Source organism: Kitasatospora atroaurantiaca (assembly GCF_007828955.1).
GTDB lineage: Bacteria > Actinomycetota > Actinomycetes > Streptomycetales > Streptomycetaceae > Kitasatospora > Kitasatospora atroaurantiaca.
The window spans coordinates 3441079-3462363 of the sequence record NZ_VIVR01000001.1 but is presented as its reverse complement, the minus strand read 5'-3'; the positions used below and the strand labels follow the sequence as shown (position 1 = coordinate 3462363).

The following is a 21285-nucleotide window of genomic DNA, read 5'->3' as shown; positions in this document are numbered from 1 at the left end:
CGATCGGCGCGGCCGACAAAAGAAACCCTAACGAGCTGCGGAAAGGGCGTCGACGGTCGCCGGAGTCGGCCAGCAGCCATGGCAAGGAGTGGTCAGCGGCCCGGGCGTTCTCAGGATGTGAGACACGGTCGCCGGGGCGGAGTCACCGGACGGTGCGGCATGTCATGCGTGAAGGGCCCGTCGGGTCTGCGGCGGTGGAGTCGTCGCAGACCCGACGGGCCCGGTGGATGCGCGGGTGCTCAGCGCAGTTGGTCGAAGTGGCGGTGCATGGTCACGACGGGTTCGGACGAGCTCCGGGGGCTGACCGCCGGGCCCCGCGGGGCGGCTGCCGCTTCGCGGTTCAGGACGGCCAAGACCTCGGCGGCCAGAGCGTCTGCCCGATCGTGGATGACGGAAGTCGGTTCCTGGGATGCCCGTAGGTCGTCCAGCTGACGGTGGATGGCGTCCAACTGGCCCTTCGCGCGGGTGCTGAGGCTGAACGGTTGCGGGGTGGAGACGATGAACTGGTAGGCACCGGCCAGGGTTTGGCATCCGGTGCAGTGATCGTTCACGGCATGGCCGAGGTTGGTGGCATTGAGGTGGACGTCCGCTCCGGCCATGGTGACGATCTGGAAGGACAGGGCGACGGACCGGCACGGTCTGAGGGGTGAGCAGCCGGCCGAGACGGCGGTGGCCCGGTTGTCCACGCCGGCGCCGACCACGGAGCCGAGTTCGTGGATGGCAAAGGTGTCCTGGTACCGGTCGGGGTGAGCACGATTGGCGTGGGTGTACGCGCGGTTCGCCACCACGGCGACGTCACGGCTGATGTGCGACAAGGACGGCGCTGCGCCGGCGGGGACGGCGACGGTGAGCGCGGCCAGGCACACGGTTGTCAGCAGGCCGCAGCGCTTGGCCTTCCGGCTGACGGCCTCGCGGCGGACGATCGAGCTGCGGTACGACGCGCGGTGGTTCACGGAGATCTCCAGGTTGGTTCGACGGTCGAAGGTGTGGTGGGCGGCTCGGCGGACGCGTCCCCCTTCGCCGCCCGGGCGACGGACCGGCCCAGCAGCCGCACGGTCCGAACCGCGAGGTAGAGGGCTCCGGCCAGTGGACAGAGCAGCATGAGGCTTCCGAGGACGCCGACGATCCCGTCGGGGAGCTGCCCGTCCGCGAAGGCCGCGCCGGTGCCGGTGACCTGTTCGGTGAGCGAGCGCAGGGCGGTGTCCAGGATCCGCGGCAGATTCCACAGGAAGTAACCGAGTTCGCCGACGAGCAGCGGGACCATGGTCAGGACCCACACGGTGACGACGACGCGGGCGGAGCGTTTCAGGTCCGAGATCTCAGGCCTGACGGGGCGTCCGGGCAGCATGCTCAGGAGGATGGGTCTGATCTTGCCGAAGAGGTCCGGAACGCCGGCGAGGTCACCGAGGATGAAGTACCCGTCCAGGCGGACGGCAGGCATGAGCTGCTCGAGGACCTCGATGTGCGCGACGAGGACCGCGGTGAGGAAGAGCTGCTCCCCGGTGAGGACGTAGGCCCCGGCCAGGCCCAGCATGAAGACGACGTTGAAGTAGACGCCACCGAGGTCGGTTCGGAGGCGGCCGGCGCGGCCGATCCGGTAGACGTCGGTCACGTCGGTGTAGAGGGACGGCCAGAGGATGTACAGGCCGCAGCCGATGCAACCCGGTTTCGCGCCCCCGTAGGCGCAGGCCGAGGCGTGTCCGAACTCGTGGAAGAGCAGAGAAGCTACCGTGAGTGCGAGCACGACGAGGAGGAGAATGGGTTGGTCCAGCACGTGCAGGACGGGTCCCATCGCTCCGTAGAAGCCGAACAGCCAGACGTCCAGGGCGACGGCGGCCAGAAGTACGGCGGCCACCACCGGGGCATGGTGCAGCCAGGTCAGCGACCGGGTGATCCGGGCGACCTGACGTTCGCTCAGGAGAGTGCGGCGACCGGCGAGGCCGAGCAGCAGGTCGGAGCGCGGGCCGTCGACGTGGTCGCCGTCCTGGCCGGGGGGAACGGTGATCCCCATCGGCTGAAGCTTGTTGCCGATGAGGTAGCCGACGTTGTCGGCACTGACCTCCCGGCCGTAGCGGGCGCTGACCCGGTGCGCGATGGTCTCGGTGTCCCGGACGCCGTCGATGGAACTCGCCACGAGGTGCAGCAGTCGCGACAGCTGGACGACCTGACCGTCACCGCGGCGGGCGAGGTACCGGGGCTCGATGAATCCGCCACCCTGGTACTCCCCGTGCAGCCGGAGCCCGGCGCTCAGGCGCGGAATCGGGAACAGAAGCGCCGCTCGACGGTCGTCCGCCGCGACCTGCTCGTCCTCAGCCACCGTGGTCCCCGTCCTTCCTCGAGCGCGGACCGCGCCAGGGCGGGCGCGGTCCGCGGAACGTGCGAGCTGTTACCGCTGGTGGATGCTGATCGACTGCTGGGCCTCGGACTGCGCGAGCGCCCACGGCGAGTGGTCGTTCACGGCCCACGACTCGTTGTGCGCGTCGACGTACGCGACGTTGACGTGGACCTTCACGAACTTCAGCCGGCCCAGCGCCTCGCGGCTCGGCAGGAGCTCCACGGACTCGGCGTTGAGTTCGGCGATGTTCATGCTCATGGCAATGCCTCTCTGTCGGGGCCGAGTCATCTCGGCCCTGTCCAATCTCATCGGACGAACTGTCCGACGAGATTGGACGCTAGCCGTCGCAAGGGTGCATCGCAAGCGCAGACGCGACTACTTTCCGCAATCACTCGGTTGCGGTGAGGAATCGCCAGGTGAGGCGCGTGATCGTCGGCCAGGGGCGGCTGATCACCGTAGAATCGACTCGCCCAGATGGGTTCCACCTGGCCCGACAGCAGGAAGCAACCATCCAGTGGTCAATGCACTGCAGCAGATGATGAGACACCGACTGGACGAGCAGGGCTGGTCCTACGGTGACGTCGCCCGGCGCGGAGAGATCCCCCGCTCCACCGTCCACCACCTGGCGACCTCCGAACGCCTGGTCCGGATGCCGCAGCCCGCCACGCTGGAAGGCCTGGCCCGCGGCCTGAACCTGCCGCTGGACGCCGTACGTCGCGCCGCGGCCGAATCCTGCGGGATCTACCTCTATGCGGACGGCGCCTCCGAGACGGCACCCGACCCCGAGGTGGCAACGCTCATCGCCAGCCTGCAGCAGCTCTCCCCGGCCGACCGCAGGCATGTCGCGGCCCTCGTCGAGTCCCTCCTGAAGCGCGTGGCCGAATCCGGCTGATCGGGAGATCGGGGCTATCGTCTTCTCTTACCCGAGGCCCGTGTGAGCCGCACGAGCCTCCGGCACGTGCTGTGCTCGTCGTTGACGGAGGGGATGTGCTTGTCGTCCACGGTGGCTCGAACACCGTCGTCGTCCGCGATCAGACCGGACGCCCCGTCGTCATGCTCTCCGGCGAGCGGCCCGAAGCCCTCACCTCCGCCATACTGGCGGGCCTGCTCGATCTCGCCGCCGCCGTGCTGACCGCAGGCGAGCTGGAGCGCCTCGAACGCCGACTCGCAGCTCTGCGGAACGGAGGCACGGTCAAGAGCACGCGTCTTGAGATCGAGGGCGTGGTCCTCACCCTCTATGGCGACGGCGCCTGACCCTCGACCGCTTCACGAGCTGCTCAACGCGCGAGGAATCCGTAGGACACGGCCTGTCCTCGACCATTTCCGACCGGGTGAATCAGCTCCGAGCGGTTGACCCGTCCGGCCGCCCGGGTTCTTCCGGAACTGTGGTGCTCGGCAATACCTTCGGGGTGGCGAGCACGACGAGAAGGACCGCCTCAGCTCACGGCCTTCTTGATGAGCTCGCCGATCCGCGCCTCATCGGCGGCGGTCAACTCCGCCAGGGCGTAGGTGGTCGGCCACATGGTGCCTTCGTCGAGCTTCGCCTGGTCGCTGAAGCCGAGCGTGGCGTACCTGGACTTGAACTTCTGTGCGCTCTGGAAGAAGCAGACGACCTTGCCGTCCTTGGCGTACGCGGGCATCCCGTACCAGAGCTTCGGCGAGAGGGCCGGTGCGCCGGCCTTGACGATCTCGTGCAGCCGCTCGGCGAGGACGCGGTCCGCCTCCTCCATCTCGGCGATCTTCGCGAGCACCTCGCTCTCCGGATCCGCCTTGGCCGCGCGCGGGCTGCGGCGCGCGGACGCCTTCAGCTCCCGGGCGCGCTCCTTCATCGCGCCCCGCTCCTCATCCGTGAAGCCGTCGTACTTCTCGTCGACCGGGCCGGTGCTCTTGGCGGACGTCTGCGTGCTCGTCATGGCAGGTTTCCTCTCTTGCAAGGCTTGATCGGGGCAATCTCGTGCCAGGGATCCGCCGCGGCGGCGGCTTCTTCGAAACTGATCGGTTGTTGCCCGGGGAGAACGTGGAGAGCCCTTCCTCCAGGGGAGGGCTCCGTCGGTCATCGGTCATTTCACCGAGGCCGCGGCGGCCAGGCCGGGCAGGTAGCAGCGGCAGTCAGGGCGCCGGTGTCAGCGATGCGGCCTCCCACGCGAACCCGTCCGGGTCGGCGAAGGAGCCGGCATCGCTGCCGATCACGAGCCGGTGCGAACCGGTGCCGTCGACCGGGACGCCGACGTCCTTGGCAAGGGCACGGTGCCCGTACAAGGCCAGCTTGACGGGGCTCGACCCGGTGGCGAACTCGACGTACTTGCTGCCGAAGCTCTTCGCCACGGCGAGGCCGCGGTCAACGTAGAACCGCTTGCTCGCGGCCACGTCCGCGGCTCCCAGCAGGAGCACGATCTCGTCGATCTGCAGGGTGGCCGGGCCGGTGTCCTTCTTCGCCGACGTCGCGACCTTCCAGATCGTCCCGTCCGGGGCCTGTACGACGCCGCCGTAGCCCCAGAACGACTTCTTGGCAGGCTTCAGCGGCGTGGCACCGGCGTCGAGGGCGGCGCCGATGAGGCCGTTGACGGTGGCCGGCTGGGACACCGTGAGCGACAGCGCGAACCCGCGGAAGCCGGTCGTCGGCGCCTCCGAGGCCCGCAGGCGCACCTGGGTGCCGAGACCGAAGGCGGTGTAGAAGCGGTTGGCGGCCGTGGGGTCGGCCACCTCGAGGGTGAGGGATTCGATGGAAGTCATAGCAATCACGCTAGTTGCGGCTCGGTCGCCGGCGCTTCTCGATTCCTGACCGGTCTGGTCACCTGCTTCGCGACGCACGACGGCATCCCCGCCGCAGCGTCCGCCGCCCGCCGCTGGTAGGTGCTGGGCGGCATGCCGACCAGCTCGGTGAAGCGGGTGCTGAAGGTGCCCAGCGACGAGCAGCCGACCGCGAAGCAGACCTCGGTGACATTGAGGTCGCCACGACGCAGCAGCGCCATCGCGCGCTCGATGCGACGCGTCATCAGATAGGCGTACGGCGACTCGCCGTAGGCCAGGCGGAACTGGCGGCTGAGGTGACCGGCCGACATGTTCGCGCCGCGGGCGAGCGCCTCGACGTTCAGCGGCTGCGCGTACTCCCGGTCGATCCGGTCGCGGACGCGGCGCAGTCGTGCGAGGTCGCTCCGGCGCTGCGCCGCGGTGAGTGCCTGCATCCATGCAGGATGACACATGAGAGAACTCCTTCATCGATGTCCGCGAGCACCGGGTTACATGCCGAGGCAGGCGGCGGGGTGCACGCCGGTGAGTGTGGAGCGGGCGGCGGCGAGGTGAGGCCGGTGGTCGGCTCGCCCGCGACGTGGACGCCGCGTCTCTCGGCCATGTGGGTGGCCGACTTGAGCCGCTGCCGCTCGCCGCCGCACAGCGTGATGAGAGGCCGGGCGAGGCTGAAGCCTTGTGGGCGGCCGGCGTGCATTCTTTGCAGGTGGTCGCGACGCCGGCTATCAGGCCGGAGCGGTTACTGAACGGCTCAGCGAAGCTCCTGGATGCGCACCAGGTTGCCCGCGGGATCGCGGAAGGCGCAGTCGCGGATGCCGTACGGCTGCTCGGTCGGCTCCTGGACGACCTCGGCGTCGCCGGCCTGCAGCTTCTCGAAGGTGCCGTCGAGGTCCCGGGTGGCCAGCAGGATCCAGCCGTAGGTGCCCTTGGCCATCATCTCGAGGATGGTGCGGCGCTCGTCCTCGGTGACCCCGGGGTCGGCGGCCGGCGGCGCCAGGAGGATGGACGTGCCGGGCTGGCCGACGGGCCCGACCGTGATCCAGCGCATCGTGCCGTGTCCGACGTCGCTGCGGACCTCGAAGCCGAGGGCGTCGCGGTAGAAGGCCAGGGCGGCGTCCGGGTCGTCATGCGGGAGGAAGCTCGTGTGAATGCTGATGTCCATGGCTGCCACGGTAGTTGCGACTCGGCGGCCGGCGCTTCTCGATTCCTGATCTGTCCGGCCCACCTGCTTCGCCACGCACGACGCCGGGATCCAGCACCACACCGCCGGCACCGCACCGGCCCAGCCGCAGCAAGGTCCCGTGTTCGAACTGCGAGGCCCTCGCGCCTGTGCGATCCATTCGGTGCTCCTCAGGTCGATCACGCAGCCAGATGAGATCCCCCCTGAGGACGAGGCCCGTGGGCGTAGCCTTCGTGCATGGCAGAGAGCAAGGTCCGGAAGGCAGCGGCGCCGGCCGTGAAGGCGAGGAAGCCGGAGTCGCAGTTGGCGATGGTGCGGCGGGCGCGGAAGATCAACCGTGCGTTGGCGGAGCTGTATCCGTACGCGCATCCGGAGCTGGACTTCGACAACCCCTTCCAGCTGCTGGTGGCCACGGTGCTGTCCGCGCAGACCACCGACCTGCGGGTGAACCAGACGACGCCCGGGCTGTTCGCGAAGTACCCGACGCCGGAGGACATGGCGGCGGCGGTGCCGGAGGAGCTGGAGGAGATCATCCGGCCGACCGGGTTCTTCCGGAACAAGGCGAAGTCGCTGCTCGGGCTTTCGGCGGCGATCCGGGACCGGTACGACGGTGAGGTGCCCGGCCGGCTGGAGGACCTGGTGACACTGCCCGGCGTCGGCCGGAAGACCGCCAATGTGGTGCTCGGCAATGCCTTCGGGGTGCCGGGGATCACCGTCGACACGCACTTCGGGCGGCTCGCGCGGCGCTTCGGGTGGACGGCGGAGGAGGATCCGGAGAAGGTCGAGGCGGCCGTCGCGGAGATCTTCCCGAAGTCCGAGTGGACGATGCTCTCGCACCGCGTGGTCTTCCACGGCCGCCGGATCTGCCACTCCCGCAAGCCCGCCTGCGGTGCCTGCCCGATCGCCTCGCTCTGCCCCTCGTACGGGGAGGGGGAGACCGATCCCGAGAAGGCGCGGACCTTGCTGAAGTACGAGATGGGCGGGCAGCCGGGGCAGCGGCTCAGGCCGCCCGCGGATTACCCGGGAGAGGCCGCCGCGAGGGCGACGGCCGCCGAACACGAGGGGGCTGTGCCGGATATGGCGGACGTGGAGGTGGCCGAGTGACGGGCGGCGTGGCAGTGGTCGAGCGGGACGGGTTGCCGGAGTGGCTGCTGCCGGTGCGGGCGGCAGCGGAGACCGTACTGCCGGAGCAGCTCAGCCGGTTCCTGCCGCCGGCCGAGGGCGGCAGGCGCTCGGCCGTGCTGATGCTGTTCGGGGAGGGGCCGGCCGGGCCGGACCTGCTGCTGATCGAGCGGGCGCGTTCGCTGCGCTCGCACGCCGGTCAGCCGTCCTTCCCCGGTGGTGCGCTGGACCCGGAGGACGGTGACCCGGAGGGCGCCGGTCCGGTGGCGGCGGCGCTGCGCGAGGCGGAGGAGGAGACCGGCCTCGACCCGACAGGGGTCCAGGTCTTCGCCACGCTGCCCTCGCTCTACATCCCGGTGAGCGAGTTCGTGGTCACCCCGGTGCTCGGCTGGTGGCGCCGGGAGACACCGGTCGCGCCGGTCGACCTCGCGGAGACCGGCGCGGTGTTCCGGGTGCCGCTCGCCGAGCTGACCGACCCGGCCAACCGTGCGAGGCTCAAGCACCCGTCGGGCTTCGTCGGCCCGGCTTTCGAGGTGGCGGGCCGGCTGGTCTGGGGCTTCACGGCGGGCGTGATCGACCGGGTGCTCCACTACAGCGGCCTGGAACGTCCGTGGGACACCAGCCGTACCCTGAGCCTTTCCGAGGAGGCCCTCGGCCTCTCGTACCGCGGTGCCCCGAGCGCCAAAGCCTGACCGGCGGCGACGGCCGGACGACGGTTACCCGGGGCCGGTGCCCTCCGAGGGCGAGCACGTGGGAGGGTATCGGGGTGAATGTCCTGGATCTGCTGCTGATCGCCGCTGCGGTGGGCTTTGCCGTGTCCGGGTACCGGCAGGGCTTCGTGGTGGGTGTGCTGTCCGTTCTGGGCTTCCTCGGGGGCGGGCTGATCGCGGTGCAGCTGCTGCCGCTGCTGCTCCGCCACCTCAGCCCGGGCACCATGGCCTCCGTCGTCGCCGTCGTGGTGGTGATCGTGTTCGCGGCGGTGGGGCAGGCCGTCACCACCCACTTCGGCTGGAAGCTGCGCGGCCGTATCGGCCGCGGCCGGGCCAAGACCCTGGACGCGGTCGGCGGCTCGGTGGTCAACGTGATCTCGATGCTGCTGGTCGCCTGGCTGATCGGCTCCGCGCTGGCCGGCACTTCGCTGCCGACCATCTCCAAGCAGGTCCGCACCTCCACGGTGCTGGGCGGTGTGCAGGGCGCGTTGCCGGCCGACGCGCCCAACTGGTTCTCGGACTTCACCAAGGTGCTGGCCCGCAACGGCTTCCCCCAGGTCTTCAACCCCTTCGAGCACGAGCCGATCACCGAGGTCGAGGCGCCGGACCCGACCCTCGCGGGGAGCCCGGCGGTGGCCAGGGCGAGGCAGAGCATGGTCAAGGTGGTGGGCACCGCCACCGCCTGCGGCAAGACCCTGGAGGGCAGCGGCTTCGTGTTCGCCCCGCACCGGGTGATGACCAACGCCCACGTGGTCGGGGGTGTCGACGAGCCGACGGTCCAGATCGGCGGCACCGGCCAGCTGTACGACGCGACCGTGGTCCGCTACGACTGGCAGCGCGACATCGCCGTCCTGGACGTCCCGAAGCTGAACGCCCCCGCGCTGAACTTCGCCGCCGACGCCCGTACCAACGACAGCGCGATCGTCGCGGGCTTCCCCGAGAACGGCGCCTTCAACGTCCAGCCCGCCCGTATCCGCGGCCGTATCCAGGCCAACGGGCCGGACATCTACCACCGCGGCCAGGTCGTCCGCGACGTCTACTCCGTCCGCTCACTGGTCCGCCAGGGCAACAGCGGAGGACCGCTGCTCAGCCCGGACGGCCGGGTGTACGGGGTGGTGTTCGCCAAGTCCCTGGACAGTTCGGACACCGGCTACGTGCTGACCGCCGCAGAGGTCCGCGAGGACGCGCAGCTGGGCTCGACGGCGACCGCGCGGGTGGACACCGAGGGCTGCGCGCTCTGAGGCCTGCTGCGGTCCGAGGGTGGGCGGGGCTTGTGGGTGGGGCTTGTGGCTGGGGCTTGCTGGGGCGCGAACCTCAGGCGTCACGCCTCACGTCGGAGCCGTGCGCCCACCCACCGGGCGCGTCGGCCGAGAATGCGCGGGATGCCCATCCGATGCGCCCCTGAGCGCCGCTGCCGCCCCTCCCCGTCGTACGGCCAGTCGGGCTGCTGGGACACGTGCTGGGAGAGGTGCTGCGAGCTGCTGCTGCGGCGACGTCGGCGCGGGACAGCATCGCGGTGGGGCATCCAGGTCATACCGGATGGATGCCCGTGGGCCGAGGAGAGTAACCGCACCGCCATGGCTCAATTGGCCTATGCGATTGTCATATGAGCGTCCATTAGGAGTCCTGGCGGCAGTCTGATCGCCGATCTGACCGCCGACCTGACGGGCGACCTGACCCTCGAACCGATGGGCGAGCCGGTGCAGGCTCGCCGTCAGCCCGTTGATCAGCCCTTGTGCTCCTGCACCCAGCCGATCAGCTCCGTGGAGAACCGCTCCGGCGCCTCCTCGTGCGGGAAGTGCCCGACCCCGGGCAGCAGCCGCCACCGGTACGGCGCCTCGACGTACTCGCCCGCGCCGAGTGCGGTGTGCGCCAGCAGCACCGGGTCGGCGGCCCCCTGGATGTGCAGGGTGGGGGCGGTGACCGGCTTCTTCATCCGGCGGGCGAACTGGATCCCGTCCGGGCGGGCCATCGAGCGCAGCAGCCAGCGGTACGGCTCGATCGAGCAGTGCGCGGTGCTGGGGATCTGGATGGCCTGCCGGTACGCGGCGAGTGCCTCGGGCTCCAGCTGGTTCGGGCCCGTCCAGGCGGTCAGGTACTCGGCGACCAGGGCCGCGTCGTCCGCGACCAGCCGGCGCTCCGGTATCCATGGCCGCTGGAAGCCCAGGACGTGGTCGAAGGCCGCCATCTGGCGACGGTCCGTCAGCAGCGCCCGGCGCAGGTGGCGCGGGTGCGCGGCGGAGACCACCGTCAGGCTCTGGATCACCGAGGGCCGCATCACAGCCGCCACCCAGGCCAGCGAACCGCCGGTGGCGTGCCCGACCAGGTGCGCCCGGCGCTCGCCGAGCGAGCGGATCACACCGGTGATGTCCAGCGCCAGGTTGCCCGGGTCGTACCCGCGCGGCGTACGGTCGCTTCCTCCCATACCGCGCAGGTCGAGCGCGACGGCCCGGAAGCCGGCCTCGGCGAGCGCGGTCAGCTGGTGCCGCCAGGCCCACCAGTACTCGGGCCAGCCGTGCACCAGGAGGACCAGCGGTCCCTCGCCGACCTCGGCGATGTGGAAGCGGGCCCCGTTGGCAGCGAGGTCGCGGTGAATCCACGGCCCGCTCGAGCGGACGTTCCAGGCGGTCTCGGCGGGCCGGGGGTCGGCGGCCGGAACGGCGGGTACGGGCTTCTGGTCCAACGGCATACCGAGAGCCTGTCATACCCGGACCGAGAACACGTCCCCGGCACTCGCCTTGCCCGTGAACGGTGCGCTACGGGCGGGTTGCGCGTGCCTTGGGAACCGGTGTCCGGGGCCTGCTCGCGTGCCGGGCCGTTCGTTCCCCGAGAACTACGGCCGGCGGCCGAGGGCCCGGTCGATCTCCTCCTGGGTGGCCGGGCGCGGCCGGGCGTTCTTCAGTACGTCCGCCGTCGCCTGAGCGCCCTCGATGGTGCGGTGCGGCTTCTCGATCTTCTTGAACGAGCGCAGCGCCAGCAGTCCGAGGATCGCGGCCAGCAGCAGGTAGGCGCCGGCCACGATCAGGAAGGACCAGCCGAGGGTCAGGCCCAGGGCCTGCAGCCCGTACGCGGACGCGAAGCTCAGCATCGGGATGGAGGCCAGCGCCACCACGCCCGCAACGGTCAGTGAGACGCCACCGGAGACCCCGCGCTTGACGTCCTGTCGGATCTCGGCCTTGGCCAGCGCGATCTCGTCGTGCACCAACGCGGACAGGTCGGCGGTGGCCGCGGCGAACAGCTGCCCCACCGAACGCTCGCCCTCGTAGGGCGCCCGGCCGTTGCTGGACGGGTCTGCGACTCCTGTGGGCATCAGCGGTTCTCCTTCGCACGACTTCTGGTTGGTCGACAGCTCAGAATCATGCCTCTACCGGACAGTCAGGCACCACTCCGGGGGCGCTCCCGGGTGGCACGGGACCCTCCTGGCCGAAGCAGCACGGCCGGAGCAGCATGGCCGAGGGAGTGGGCGAGGGGGCGTCAGTGGCCCTGCTGCTGGTACACGTCCGGGATGCCGTCGCCGTCGGAGTCCCGGTCCTCCTCCTCGCACAGCTGCCGGTAGTGCAGGTTGCGCAGCTTGAGCAGCACCGTGGCGACCAACGCGCAGAGCACCGAGCCGACCAGTACGGCGGTCTTGGCGGTGTCCGCGAGCGCCGCGTCCTCCGGGAAGGCGAGCTCGCTGATCAGCAGGGAGACCGTGAAGCCGATACCGGCCAGGGTGGAGACGGCGAACACGTCGGCCCATTTGAGCTGAGGATTCAGCTCGGCCCGGGTGAAGCGGGCGGCCAGCCAGGTGCCTCCGAAGATGCCGACGGTCTTGCCGATCAGCAGGCCCAGGATGATGCCGAGCGGCGTGGCCTGGGTGAACACGTCCGCCAGTGCTGGGCCGGAGATCGTCACCCCCGCTGCGAACAGCGCGAAGACCGGCACCGCGAGGCCGGCCGAGAGCGGGCGGACCAGGTGCTCGATGTGCTCGCCGGGTGATTGCTTCTCGTCGCCGACCGTGTGGCAGCGCAGCAGCAGGCCCATCGCAACGCCGGCCACCGTGGCGTGCACCCCGCTCTCGTGCATCAGCGCCCAGATCACGAACGCCAGCGGCACGTACAGGTACCACCCGTGGACCCCGCGCCGGTGCAGGTACCAGAAGAGGACCAGACCGGCGAGGGAGAGCCCGAGGGCCCAGAACTTGATGCCCGAGCTGTAGAAGACGGCGATGATCAGGATCGCGATCAGGTCGTCCACGACGGCGAGGGTGAGCAGGAACGCCCTCAGCGCGGAGGGCAGATGACTGCCCACCACGGCCAGCACGCCGAGTGCGAAGGCGATGTCGGTCGCGGTCGGGATGGCCCAGCCGCCCGGGTGTCCGCCGGCTCCGCTGTTCGCGACCGCGTACACGATCGCGGGCAGCGCGACCCCGGAGACCGCGGCGACCACGGGCAGCAGTGCGGCGCTGGGGGTGCGCAGCTCGCCCGCCACGAACTCGCGCTTGAGCTCGATCCCGGCCACGAAGAAGAAGATCGTCAGGGCCCCGTCCTTGGCCCAGGCCTCCAGACTCAGGTCGAGGTGCAGCGGCGATGACGGGCCGATGGTCCAGTCGAGCACGGTCTCGTACGCGTGTGGCCAGGCGTTCGCCCAGACGAGTGCCACGACGGTGGCGACCAGCAGCAGGATGCCGCCCACGGTCTCGGTGCGCAGTGCGTCGGTGATGAAGGTGCGCTCGGGGAGTGAGAGCCGTCCGAGGAACTGGCGGCGCTCGGTGGGCGGCGGGGTGGCCACGACGGGGGACCTCCAAGGCGGGGAACGGCAGGTGGATGCACCGGTGGTGCGGTGCCGACCAGACTTCCCGGCGCGCCTCAGAATCCTTGTTGCGCTTTTGGCAGTCTACCGGGCACTTCGGCGCGACCGGCTTGTCGCATTTTATGGTGATCTTGCCTGGTTCGAAGGTCTGGCCTGTCACGCGCCGAGGTAGCGCAGCACCGCCAGGACTCGGCGGTGGTCGGCCGCCGAGACCGGCAGGTCCAGCTTGAGGAAGATGTTCGCCACGTGCTTCTCGACCGCCCGCTCGGTCACCACCAGCTCCGCCGCGATCGCCGAGTTGGACCGCCCCTCGGCCATCAGCCCGAGCACCTCGCGCTCCCGGGGGCTGAGCCCGGCCACCGTGCTGCGGCTGGGGCTCGCACCGACCAGCTGGGTGACCACCTCCGGGTCCAGCGCGGTGCCGCCCGCCGCCACCCGCTCCAGCGCGTCCACGAAGTCCCGGGTGTCCAGCACCCGCTCCTTCAGCAGGTAGCCGACCCCGGCCGAGCCGCCGGCCAGCAGGCGACTGGCGTACTGGGTCTCCACGTACTGGGAGAAGATCAGGACGGCCAGGCCCGGCTGGGCGGCCCGTAGCTCGATCGCGGCGCGCAGGCCCTCGTCGGTGTGGGTGGGCGGCATCCGGATGTCCGAGACCACCACGTCGGGGCGGTGCACGGCGACGGCGGCCCTGAGCTGATGCGCGTCGGGAACGGCGGCGGCTACATCATGACCCTCGTCCTCCAGCAGCTGCACCAGACCGGCTCGCAGGATCGCCGTGTCCTCCGCCACCACCACTCGCATGGGCCGCACTCCTGTCGGGTCGTCAGATCATTGTTTCCTCGAGTCACAGTCTGCCGGGAAGATCTACGGTCACCGTGGTCGGCCCACCGGGCGGACTGTCCACGGCCACTACGCCGTCCACCGTACGGACGCGCTCCGCCAGCCCGCGCAGGCCGCTGCCGGCGCCGTCCAGCCGCGCCCCGCCACGGCCGTCGTCCGAGACCACCAGCCGCAGGCCGTCCCCGAAACCGATCACGGTCACGGCGACCTGGCTCGCCCCGCTGTGCTTGCCCGCGTTGGCCAGCAGCTCGGCGGCGGCGAAGTACAGAATCGTCTCCACCGAGGCAGGTGGCCGGTGCGCCAGCTCGACCCGTACGCCGGCCGGGACCGCCGAGCGCGCCGCCAGGGTGGTGAGTGCAGGCGCGAGGCCCGAGTCGAGTGCGGGCGGGTGGATGCCGCGTACCAACTCGCGCAGCTCCTGGATGATCTCCTTGGTCTCCTGCCGGGACTCCCGGAGCAGCTCCTGCGCCTTGCCGGCGTCGCCCTTGGACAACCGGCTCTCCGCCCGGCCGAGCCGCATCCCGAGGGCGACCAGCCGCGCCTGCGGACCGTCGTGCAGATCGCGCTCGATCCGACGCAGGGTGGCTGCCGCCTCGTTGATCGCATGCTCCCGGGTCTCGGCCAGCTGAGCCAGCCGCAGGGACGTCCGGGACGGTCCGAGCAGCCTGGGCAGCAGCAGGCGGTCGAGGGCCAGTGGCGCTCGGGAGACCCAGGGCGCGGCCAGCAGCAGCAGTACGCCGGCAACGCTCACGGCCATCGCGCGCGGCCAGGTGTCGAAGTAGAAGCCGTTCAGCTGCAGGCCGTAGACGTGCTCCACGCCACGCGAGTCCACCTCCCGGGACGGCTCCAGCTGCCAGAGCAACGGGTAGAGCAGGAACAGCAGCCCGTACACCCACCAGGCGAAGCCGAACGCGAACTCGACCACGCCGAGCGGTGCCCGCAGCGCCAGGTAGCCGACGGTGCGCCAGGCGGCCGGATCGGCCAGGTAGTAGCCCATGAATCCGAACAGGCCGGGGGAGCGGACCGGGCGGGGCGGTGTGTCGATCTCCAGCCGCAGCAGCGTGCGGGCCAGCGAGCGGTGCAGCTGCCCGAAGGCCCGGTCCAGGCCGACCAGCAGCGCGAGCAGCGGCATGATCAGGAAGCCGGCCGAGAGCAGCCCGAGCACGATGGTCAGCAGCACCGCCGCCAGGCCCAGCACCGCGAGCGGCAGGCTCAGCATCGAGTAGAGCAGCTCGCGCCAGGCACGCGACGTGAACGGCTCCCGCAACACCCGCCTGACAGTCATGGGCAGAGTCTCCCGCATGGCTGCTCAGACGTTCCGCGTGTTGAGCGACCACCGGGCGGCGGTGAACAGCGCGGCCGCCCAGGCGAGCAGTATCAGGAACCCGCCGGGCGGAGAGTACACATCGCTCGCATTGTGCCCACTGCCCATCATCACGGCGCTGTTGGCAGGCAGGGCCCGCGCGATGTGCGCCCCGGCCTCGCCCGGGAGCAGGCCGAGCACCCCCGGCAGGACGAATTTGGAAGGCATGGCTCAACCGTGCCGTCCGGGGGCGCCCCCGGACGAGGGCGCTGCCACCCCTTCTTCGGGGTGTGGCCAGCACGAACCCGGCGGTGGTGCGGGCACGCGTTCGCCGCGCGCGGTGCCTGGTCAGGCGCTCGCTCGGCCGTGCGCCGACCAGGCCGTGCGCTCTCTGGGCCGTGCGCCGACCAGGTCGTGCGCCCGCCCGGACGGCTTCGGCCGGATACGAACGAATTGGGCCGACCGTATGGTCGGGGGCATGCGTCGCTCCTTCCCGGGCGACGCCTTTTCTCGATCCGGAGGCATCTCATGCCCAGTCAGCTACCCGCTCACATACAGCTGGGAGGCGAGGGCGCCCAGACCGCCCCGCCCCTGTTGTCCGCACCCTTCCCGGTCGTCTCTCCCGAGCTGATCCGGACGGGCAAAGGGCTCCGCCGCCGTGAGCCGGCGGCTCCGACGTAACGGCCTCGGCCCGTCCCACCGCGTGCGGTCGGCACAGGGCGGGACGGGCCGGTCAGAGCTCCGGTCGTCGGCGTCCGGTCAGTCCTCGCTGCCCGCGGACGGCAGCTGGGACTGGATCAGGTTCATCACCGAGGAGTCGGCCAGCGTGGTGGTGTCACCCACCTCGCGGCCCTCCGCGATGTCACGGAGCAGGCGGCGCATGATCTTGCCGGAACGGGTCTTCGGCAGCTCGCTGACCACCTTGATCTGCTTCGGCTTGGCGATCGGGCCGAGCGTCCGGCCGACGTGGTCGCGCAGCTCGGCGACCAGCTCCTCGCTGTCCGTCGCGGTGCCGCGCAGGATCACGAAGGCGACGATCGCCTGACCCGTGGTGGCGTCGGTGGCGCCGACCACCGCCGACTCGGCGACGGCCGGGTGCCCGACCAGCGCCGACTCCACCTCGGTGGTCGAGATGTTGTGGCCGGAGACCAGCATCACGTCGTCCACCCGGCCGAGCAGCCAGATGTCGCCGTCCTCGTCCTTCTTGGCGCCGTCACCGGCGAAATAACGGCCCTCGAAGCGCGACCAGTAGGTGTCGATGTAGCGCTGGTCGTCGCCCCAGATGGTGCGGAGCATGGACGGCCACGGCTCGGTGAGCACCAGGTACCCGCCGGAGCCGTTCGCCACCTCGCGGGCCTCGTCGTCGACGACGGTGGCCGCGATGCCGGGGAGCGCGCGCTGGGCGGAGCCCGGCTTGGTCTCGGTGACACCGGGAAGCGGGCTGATCATGATGGCGCCGGTCTCGGTCTGCCACCAGGTGTCCACGATCGGGGTCTTCCCGGCGCCGATGTGCTCGCGGTACCAGATCCAGGCCTCGGGGTTGATCGGCTCGCCGACACTGCCCAGCAGGCGCAGGCTCGACAGGTCGAACTTGGCCGGGATGTCGTCGCCCCACTTCATGAAGGTGCGGATCGCGGTGGGGGCGGTGTACAGGATGGTGACGCCGTACTTCTGGATGACCTCCCAGAAGCGGCCCTGGTGCGGGGTGTCGGGGGTGCCCTCGTAGATCACCTGGGTGGCGCCGTTGGAGAGCGGGCCGTAGACGATGTACGAGTGGCCGGTCACCCAGCCGATGTCGGCGGTGCACCAGAAGACGTCGGTCTCCGGCTTGAGGTCGAAGACCGCGTGGTGGGTGTAGCTGGCCTGGGTCAGGTAGCCGCCGGAGGTGTGCAGGATGCCCTTGGGCTTCCCGGTGGTGCCGGAGGTGTAGAGGATGAAGAGCGGGTGCTCGGCGTCGTGCGCCTCGGGGGTGTGCTCGGTGGACTGACGCTCGGTGATCTCGTGCCACCAGACGTCGCGGCCCTCGGTCCAGGAGATCTCCTGGCCGGTGCGGCGGATCACCAGGACGTGCTCGACCCGGTCGACTCGCGCGATCGCCTCGTCGACGGCCGGCTTGAGTGCGGTCGGCTTGCCACGGCGGTAGCCGCCGTCGGCGGTGATGACCAGCTTGGCGTCGGCGTCCTCGATGCGGGAGGCCAGTGCCTCGGCGGAGAAGCCACCGAAGACCACCGAGTGGGTGGCGCCGATCCGGGCGCAGGCCAGGATGGCCACGACGGCCTCGGCGATCATCGGGAGGTAGACCGCCACCCGGTCGCCCTTGGTCACACCGAGCTCCAGCAGGGCGTTGGCAGCCTGCGAGACCTCGTCCTTGAGCTGGGCATAGGTGATCGAGCGGCTGTCGCCGGGCTCACCCTCGAAGTGGATCGCCACGCGGTCGCCGTTGCCGGCCTCGACGTGCCGGTCGACGCAGTTGTACGCCACGTTGAGCTTGCCGTCGGCGAACCACTTGGCGAACGGCGGGTTCGACCAGTCCAGGGTCTCGGTGGGCTCGACGGCCCAGCTGAGACGGCGGGCCTGCTCGGCCCAGAAACCGAGACGGTCCTCGGAGGCCTGTGCGTACGCGGCCGCGGTCACGTTGGCGGCAGCGGCGAGCTCCGCGGGCGGGGCGAAGCGCCGCTCTTCCTTGAGCAGGTTGGCCAGGCTCTCGTTGCTCAACGCGCACTCCTCATCGAGTCTCTTCTGCCGGGCGATCCCGTGCGGAGGGATTGTCCCGTGTGTCCCAGCGCACAGCTCACCAGGCGAACGGGCATGTTGACAAGAGGCGCCGGAAAATTGGTGTAGACCTTTGACTCGGTCGGGCGCCTGGGCGGACGCGCGAGGCATCCGCCCAGGCACGTGCTGTTGCCGCGAGCCTTGACGAGTCGTCCGAGCGGTACTCCACTGACAGCACGGGTCCGCTGCCGCCTCGCAGCCCGCCTGCCGTGCACTGCTCCCAGTCCAGCTCCGTTCTTGCATGGGGGGCCGGCCATGCCCGGAACTTCTGAGACCTCCCCCGCCCCTCCTGGGGCTCCCCTCCCCGGCGACTTCGCCGTGGTCCGCATGGGCGGCCACGTCGGCCGCCTGATCAGGTTCGGCCAGTGGATCAACGGCGATGGCTTCGCCGACTATGAGCACGCCTTCGTCCATGTCGGCGACGGTGAGCTGGTGGAGGCTCAGCCGGGCGGCGCCGAACTCCGGCCCGTCACCGTCTACGACGGCCGGCCGACCCTCTGGTCGACCGGCCGCATCACGCTCACCGAGGAGCAGCGCAGCGCCGTCGTCGCGGCAGCCCGTGGCTACATCGGGGTCCCGTACAGCGTGGCCGACTACTTCGCGCTGGCCGCCCACCGCTTCCATCTGCCGGTCGGGCCGCTGATCAAGGGCTATGTGGCGTCGACCAAACATATGATCTTCTCGCAACTCGTGGACCAGTGCTACCAGGACGCCGGAGTCCGGCTCTTCGCCGACGGTCGCTGGCCGGGGTACGTCACACCGGCCGACCTCGCCGAGCTCCTCCGTCCCTGAGGGTGCCTCAGGCGCATGCAGCGTCCGCTCCTCGATGTCGCCGGGCCCGGCCCTTCCCGCCGGGCCCGGCCCTTCCCGCCGGGCCCGGCGACATCGGAGTGCGCGAACTCAGGAGCGGCCTACGCCGATTCAGGCGGCCAACGGCCGATCCTCGCGCTGCTCCTCCGACACGGACCGGAACTGCCCGCTGTCCCGGTCCAGGACGTACGCCTGGGCGGTGGCGAAGTCGAAGTACATGCCGACCAGGCGGAGGGTGCCCGTGGCGACCCGGCGCTCCACCGCCGGATTCGCCAGCAACTGGTCCAGCTGCTGGACCACGTTGGTGATGCAGAGCTGCTCCACCAGATCGACCGTCGCCCGGCCCGCGAACTCGGCGGGCGCCCGTCGCAGCCGGGCCAGCGACCCGCGTCCGTTCCGCAGCCAGCGCGCGAGCGCGGTGGGCGGCCCTGGCAGGTCATGGACGCCGTCCAGAAGGGCCTTCATCGCCCCGCACCCGGAGTGCCCGCACACGGTGATGCTGCGCACCTCCAGCACCTCGACTGCGTACTGCACGGCCGCGGCCACCGAGTCGTCGGCCGCGCCGGGCTCGTGCGGCGCCGGCACCAGGTTGCCGACGTTCCGGACGGTGAACAGGTCGCCCGGCCCGCTGTTGGTGATCATGCTGGTGACCAGCCGCGAGTCCGCACACGTCAGGAAGAGCTGGGAAGGCGTCTGCCCCTCGCGGGCCAGCCTGGCCAGCTCCTGGCGGACCAGCGGTGCGGTGTGCTGCTGGAAGCCGCGGACTCCGTCGAGCAGCCGCCCGTGCGGATCGTCGGCGCCCTGCTCGATGCAGTGATGACCGCCCCAGGGCGTCCAGGCGCGGCACCGGTGCGGGCCGGGGGAGCTGCCGGACCGTACGGTGCCGTCGGGATCCAGCACCTCGTCGTCATGGCGTTCCGTCAGCATCGAGACCCGGCCGCCGGCGGCCTGGTGCCCGACCCGCCAGGCATGTACCTGCTCGAATGCCGCATGGTCGAGGAACGAGCCGTCGTGGCAGACCGTCACTCGGGCCCCGGGCGGGATGAGGGCCAACGACCGGTTGAGCCGTGGGACGGCTGCGAAGGTCAGCGGGCCATGAGTGCGCACCGTGTACGAGCCGTCGGCCTCGGCCAGGACGTCGACATGGGCGCGAGTCAGCCGGTACAGCGCCAACAGGACGGCCACCGAGCCGCCGAGCACCACACCCAGGGGCACGCCCAGGAGGACGACACCCAGCACCGTGGCCAGGTAGACCGGGAACTCCCGGTGCCGGTGCACCTGCCGGATGTGCGCGAAGCTGACCATCTGGATGCCGACCACCAGGACGAGTGCGGCCAGCGCGGCCAGCGGGATCCGTCGCAGCCCGCCGGTCAGGGCGAGTGCGGCCAGCAGCACCCACAGCCCGTGCAGGACGGAGGACCAGCGGCTGACCGCCCCGGCCCGGACGTTGGCCGAGCTGCGGACGGCGCCACCGGCCACCGGCAGGCCGCCCAGGAGCCCGGTCAGGACGTTGGCGGCGCCCTGCCCGCGCAGCTCGCGGTCCAGATCACCTGGGCCGTGGGTCATCCGGTCCACCGCGACGGCGGACAGCAGTGACTCCACGCTCGCCACGGCCGTCACCGTCAGCACGGCGGCGAGCAGCGTGGGCCAGGACCGGACGAACAGCTCGCCGCCGGGCGCCGTGGCGAGGCTGTGCTGCCCCCAGGAGGGCAGCTCCACCCGGGCGAGCCGGAGGTCGAGGAGGAGGGAGAGCGCGGTGGCTGCCGCGACGGCCAGCAGCGCGGCGGGGATCCGGGCCAGCTGGGTGCCGATGCGCCGGGCCGGGCCGGGCAGTCGGCCGAGCCTGGGCCAGCCGCAGAGGATCGCGATGGCTACCGCTCCGACGGTGAGGGCGGGGAGGTGTGGGCCGGAGATTTGCCCGGGCAGGGCGACCAGATTGGCCAGCGCCGAGCTCTGCGGCGAGCCGCCGAGTACCACGTGCAGTTGGGCGATCGCGATCGTCAGCCCGACGCCTGCGAGCATCCCGTGCACCACGGCGGGCGAGACGGCGAGCGCGGTCCGGGCGACTCGAAGCGAGCCGAGGAGGAGTTGCAGAAGGCCGGCGGCGACCGTGACGGCGCAGGAGACCTGCCAGCCGTACTGGGCGATCAGCCCGGCGGTGATCACCGTCAGGGCGGCGGACGGGCCGCTGACCTGGAGCGGTGTGCCGCCCAGGGCACCCGCCACCAGGCCGCCGACTGCGGCGGCCACCAGGCCGGCGGTGAGGGGCGCGCCGGTGGCCAGGGCGATGCCGAGCGAGAACGGGACGGCGATCAGGAAGACCACCAGAGAGGCCGGCAGATCGTGGACGATGAGCGCCCGGCGCGAGGCCGGCTTCGAGGCGCCTGCCGATGAGCCGTGAGCGGAGCCTTCGATCGCACCTTCGATCGTGCACCCGGCGGCGGTACCAGTAGCGGTAGCAGCAGCGGGGCCTGTGGCCGTGGGCGGCGCGTGGTCGGTGGTGTCCGAGGCGATGGGGGCGCTGGAGATGTCGAGGGTCATGTCTTCCCGTCTTTCCGGGGGAACGAACGCAGTCAGGTCCGGCGGTGCAGCTCGGGGTCGGATCGGCTGTCGTGGGTCGCGACGGTGTGGCGGGATGGCGTGGGCGCAGCGGGGGCGTGTCACGTGCGGCCCA

General features: G+C 70.9%; 21 protein-coding genes. 6 read left to right on the top strand and 15 right to left on the bottom strand.

Annotated features, from left to right (window positions below; translation table 11 throughout):
* Nucleotides 1–239: 239 nt before the first annotated feature.
* From FB465_RS15950 to FB465_RS15940, 3 genes are all read right to left on the bottom strand, one after another.
* Nucleotides 240–953, bottom strand: coding sequence for a hypothetical protein (locus tag FB465_RS15950; RefSeq protein WP_246192676.1), 714 nt, complete (start codon nt 951–953; stop codon nt 240–242).
* On the bottom strand, nt 950–2317 hold the full coding sequence (locus FB465_RS15945; RefSeq protein ID WP_211785794.1) for a hypothetical protein: 1368 nt from the start codon (nt 2315–2317) through the stop codon (nt 950–952). Before FB465_RS15945 ends, FB465_RS15950 begins: the two co-directional genes overlap by 4 nt.
* Nucleotides 2318–2386: 69 nt before the next feature.
* Nucleotides 2387–2587, bottom strand: coding sequence for a hypothetical protein (locus FB465_RS15940; RefSeq protein WP_145797380.1), 201 nt, complete (start codon nt 2585–2587; stop codon nt 2387–2389).
* A 283-nt stretch (nt 2588–2870) separates the two neighbouring features.
* Between FB465_RS15940 and FB465_RS15935 the strand changes: the two genes are divergently transcribed.
* A complete protein-coding gene (locus FB465_RS15935; protein ID WP_246192675.1) occupies nt 2871–3227 on the top strand; it encodes a helix-turn-helix domain-containing protein in 357 nt (118 codons plus the stop codon).
* Between the two features lie 95 nt (nt 3228–3322).
* The gene (locus tag FB465_RS15930) at nt 3323–3589 is read left to right on the top strand and encodes a hypothetical protein (protein WP_246192674.1); all 267 of its coding nucleotides are present in this window, start codon (nt 3323–3325) and stop codon (nt 3587–3589) included.
* 182 nt (nt 3590–3771) lie between these two features.
* Here FB465_RS15930 and FB465_RS15925 read toward each other — a convergent pair whose 3' ends face one another.
* The 4 genes from FB465_RS15925 to FB465_RS15905 form a co-directional block, all read right to left on the bottom strand.
* A complete protein-coding gene (locus FB465_RS15925; protein ID WP_145791347.1) occupies nt 3772–4248 on the bottom strand; it encodes an iron chaperone in 477 nt (158 codons plus the stop codon).
* A gap of 196 nt (nt 4249–4444) precedes the next feature.
* Entirely contained in the window at nt 4445–5068 is a 624-nt protein-coding gene (locus FB465_RS15920) for a VOC family protein (protein WP_145791345.1), read from the bottom strand.
* Between the two features lie 5 nt (nt 5069–5073).
* Nucleotides 5074–5538: a helix-turn-helix transcriptional regulator gene (locus FB465_RS15915; protein WP_211785793.1), complete on the bottom strand. Its 465-nt coding sequence runs from the start codon at nt 5536–5538 to the stop codon at nt 5074–5076.
* A gap of 296 nt (nt 5539–5834) precedes the next feature.
* Nucleotides 5835–6245, bottom strand: coding sequence for a VOC family protein (locus FB465_RS15905; protein WP_145791339.1), 411 nt, complete (start codon nt 6243–6245; stop codon nt 5835–5837).
* 255 nt (nt 6246–6500) lie between these two features.
* On the opposite strand from FB465_RS15905, the gene nth reads away from it, so the two are divergent.
* The 3 genes from nth to FB465_RS15890 all read left to right on the top strand — a co-directional run bounded on the left by nth (nt 6501) and on the right by FB465_RS15890 (nt 9336).
* Nucleotides 6501–7367 carry an endonuclease III gene (gene nth, locus FB465_RS15900; RefSeq protein ID WP_145791337.1) on the top strand — a complete coding sequence of 289 codons (867 nt, stop codon included), beginning with the start codon at nt 6501–6503 and terminating at the stop codon, nt 7365–7367.
* Nucleotides 7364–8077 (top strand): NUDIX hydrolase, encoded by a 714-nt coding sequence (locus FB465_RS15895; RefSeq protein WP_145791336.1) that lies wholly within the window; start codon nt 7364–7366, stop codon nt 8075–8077. Before nth ends, FB465_RS15895 begins: the two co-directional genes overlap by 4 nt.
* Nucleotides 8078–8151: 74 nt before the next feature.
* Nucleotides 8152–9336: a MarP family serine protease gene (locus tag FB465_RS15890; RefSeq protein WP_145791334.1), complete on the top strand. Its 1185-nt coding sequence runs from the start codon at nt 8152–8154 to the stop codon at nt 9334–9336.
* Between the two features lie 485 nt (nt 9337–9821).
* On the opposite strand, the gene FB465_RS15885 is transcribed toward FB465_RS15890, so the two are convergent.
* The 7 genes from FB465_RS15885 to acs form a co-directional block, all read right to left on the bottom strand.
* Complete coding sequence (locus FB465_RS15885; RefSeq protein WP_145791332.1) at nt 9822–10784, bottom strand: alpha/beta fold hydrolase; 963 nt, start codon at nt 10782–10784, stop codon at nt 9822–9824.
* 144 nt (nt 10785–10928) lie between these two features.
* Nucleotides 10929–11405, bottom strand: coding sequence for a phage holin family protein (locus FB465_RS15880; RefSeq protein ID WP_145791330.1), 477 nt, complete (start codon nt 11403–11405; stop codon nt 10929–10931).
* Nucleotides 11406–11569: 164 nt separating this feature from the next.
* Nucleotides 11570–12865 (bottom strand): Na+/H+ antiporter NhaA, encoded by a 1296-nt coding sequence (nhaA, locus tag FB465_RS15875; RefSeq protein WP_145791328.1) that lies wholly within the window; start codon nt 12863–12865, stop codon nt 11570–11572.
* A 177-nt stretch (nt 12866–13042) separates the two neighbouring features.
* Nucleotides 13043–13687, bottom strand: coding sequence for a response regulator (locus tag FB465_RS15870; protein ID WP_145791326.1), 645 nt, complete (start codon nt 13685–13687; stop codon nt 13043–13045).
* 43 nt (nt 13688–13730) lie between these two features.
* Nucleotides 13731–15011: a sensor histidine kinase gene (locus FB465_RS15865; protein WP_170290599.1), complete on the bottom strand. Its 1281-nt coding sequence runs from the start codon at nt 15009–15011 to the stop codon at nt 13731–13733.
* Nucleotides 15012–15035: 24 nt separating this feature from the next.
* On the bottom strand, nt 15036–15257 hold the full coding sequence (locus FB465_RS15860) for a hypothetical protein (protein ID WP_145791322.1): 222 nt from the start codon (nt 15255–15257) through the stop codon (nt 15036–15038).
* 531 nt (nt 15258–15788) lie between these two features.
* A complete protein-coding gene (gene acs, locus FB465_RS15855; protein WP_145791320.1) occupies nt 15789–17744 on the bottom strand; it encodes an acetate--CoA ligase in 1956 nt (651 codons plus the stop codon).
* Between the two features lie 312 nt (nt 17745–18056).
* Between acs and FB465_RS15850 the strand changes: the two genes are divergently transcribed.
* Nucleotides 18057–18593, top strand: a complete 537-nt coding sequence (locus FB465_RS15850) for a hypothetical protein (RefSeq protein WP_145791318.1) — start codon at nt 18057–18059, stop codon at nt 18591–18593.
* Between the two features lie 129 nt (nt 18594–18722).
* Here FB465_RS15850 and FB465_RS15845 read toward each other — a convergent pair whose 3' ends face one another.
* Nucleotides 18723–21152 carry a SulP family inorganic anion transporter gene (locus FB465_RS15845; RefSeq protein ID WP_246192673.1) on the bottom strand — a complete coding sequence of 810 codons (2430 nt, stop codon included), beginning with the start codon at nt 21150–21152 and terminating at the stop codon, nt 18723–18725.
* Between the last annotated feature and the right edge of the window lie 133 nt (nt 21153–21285).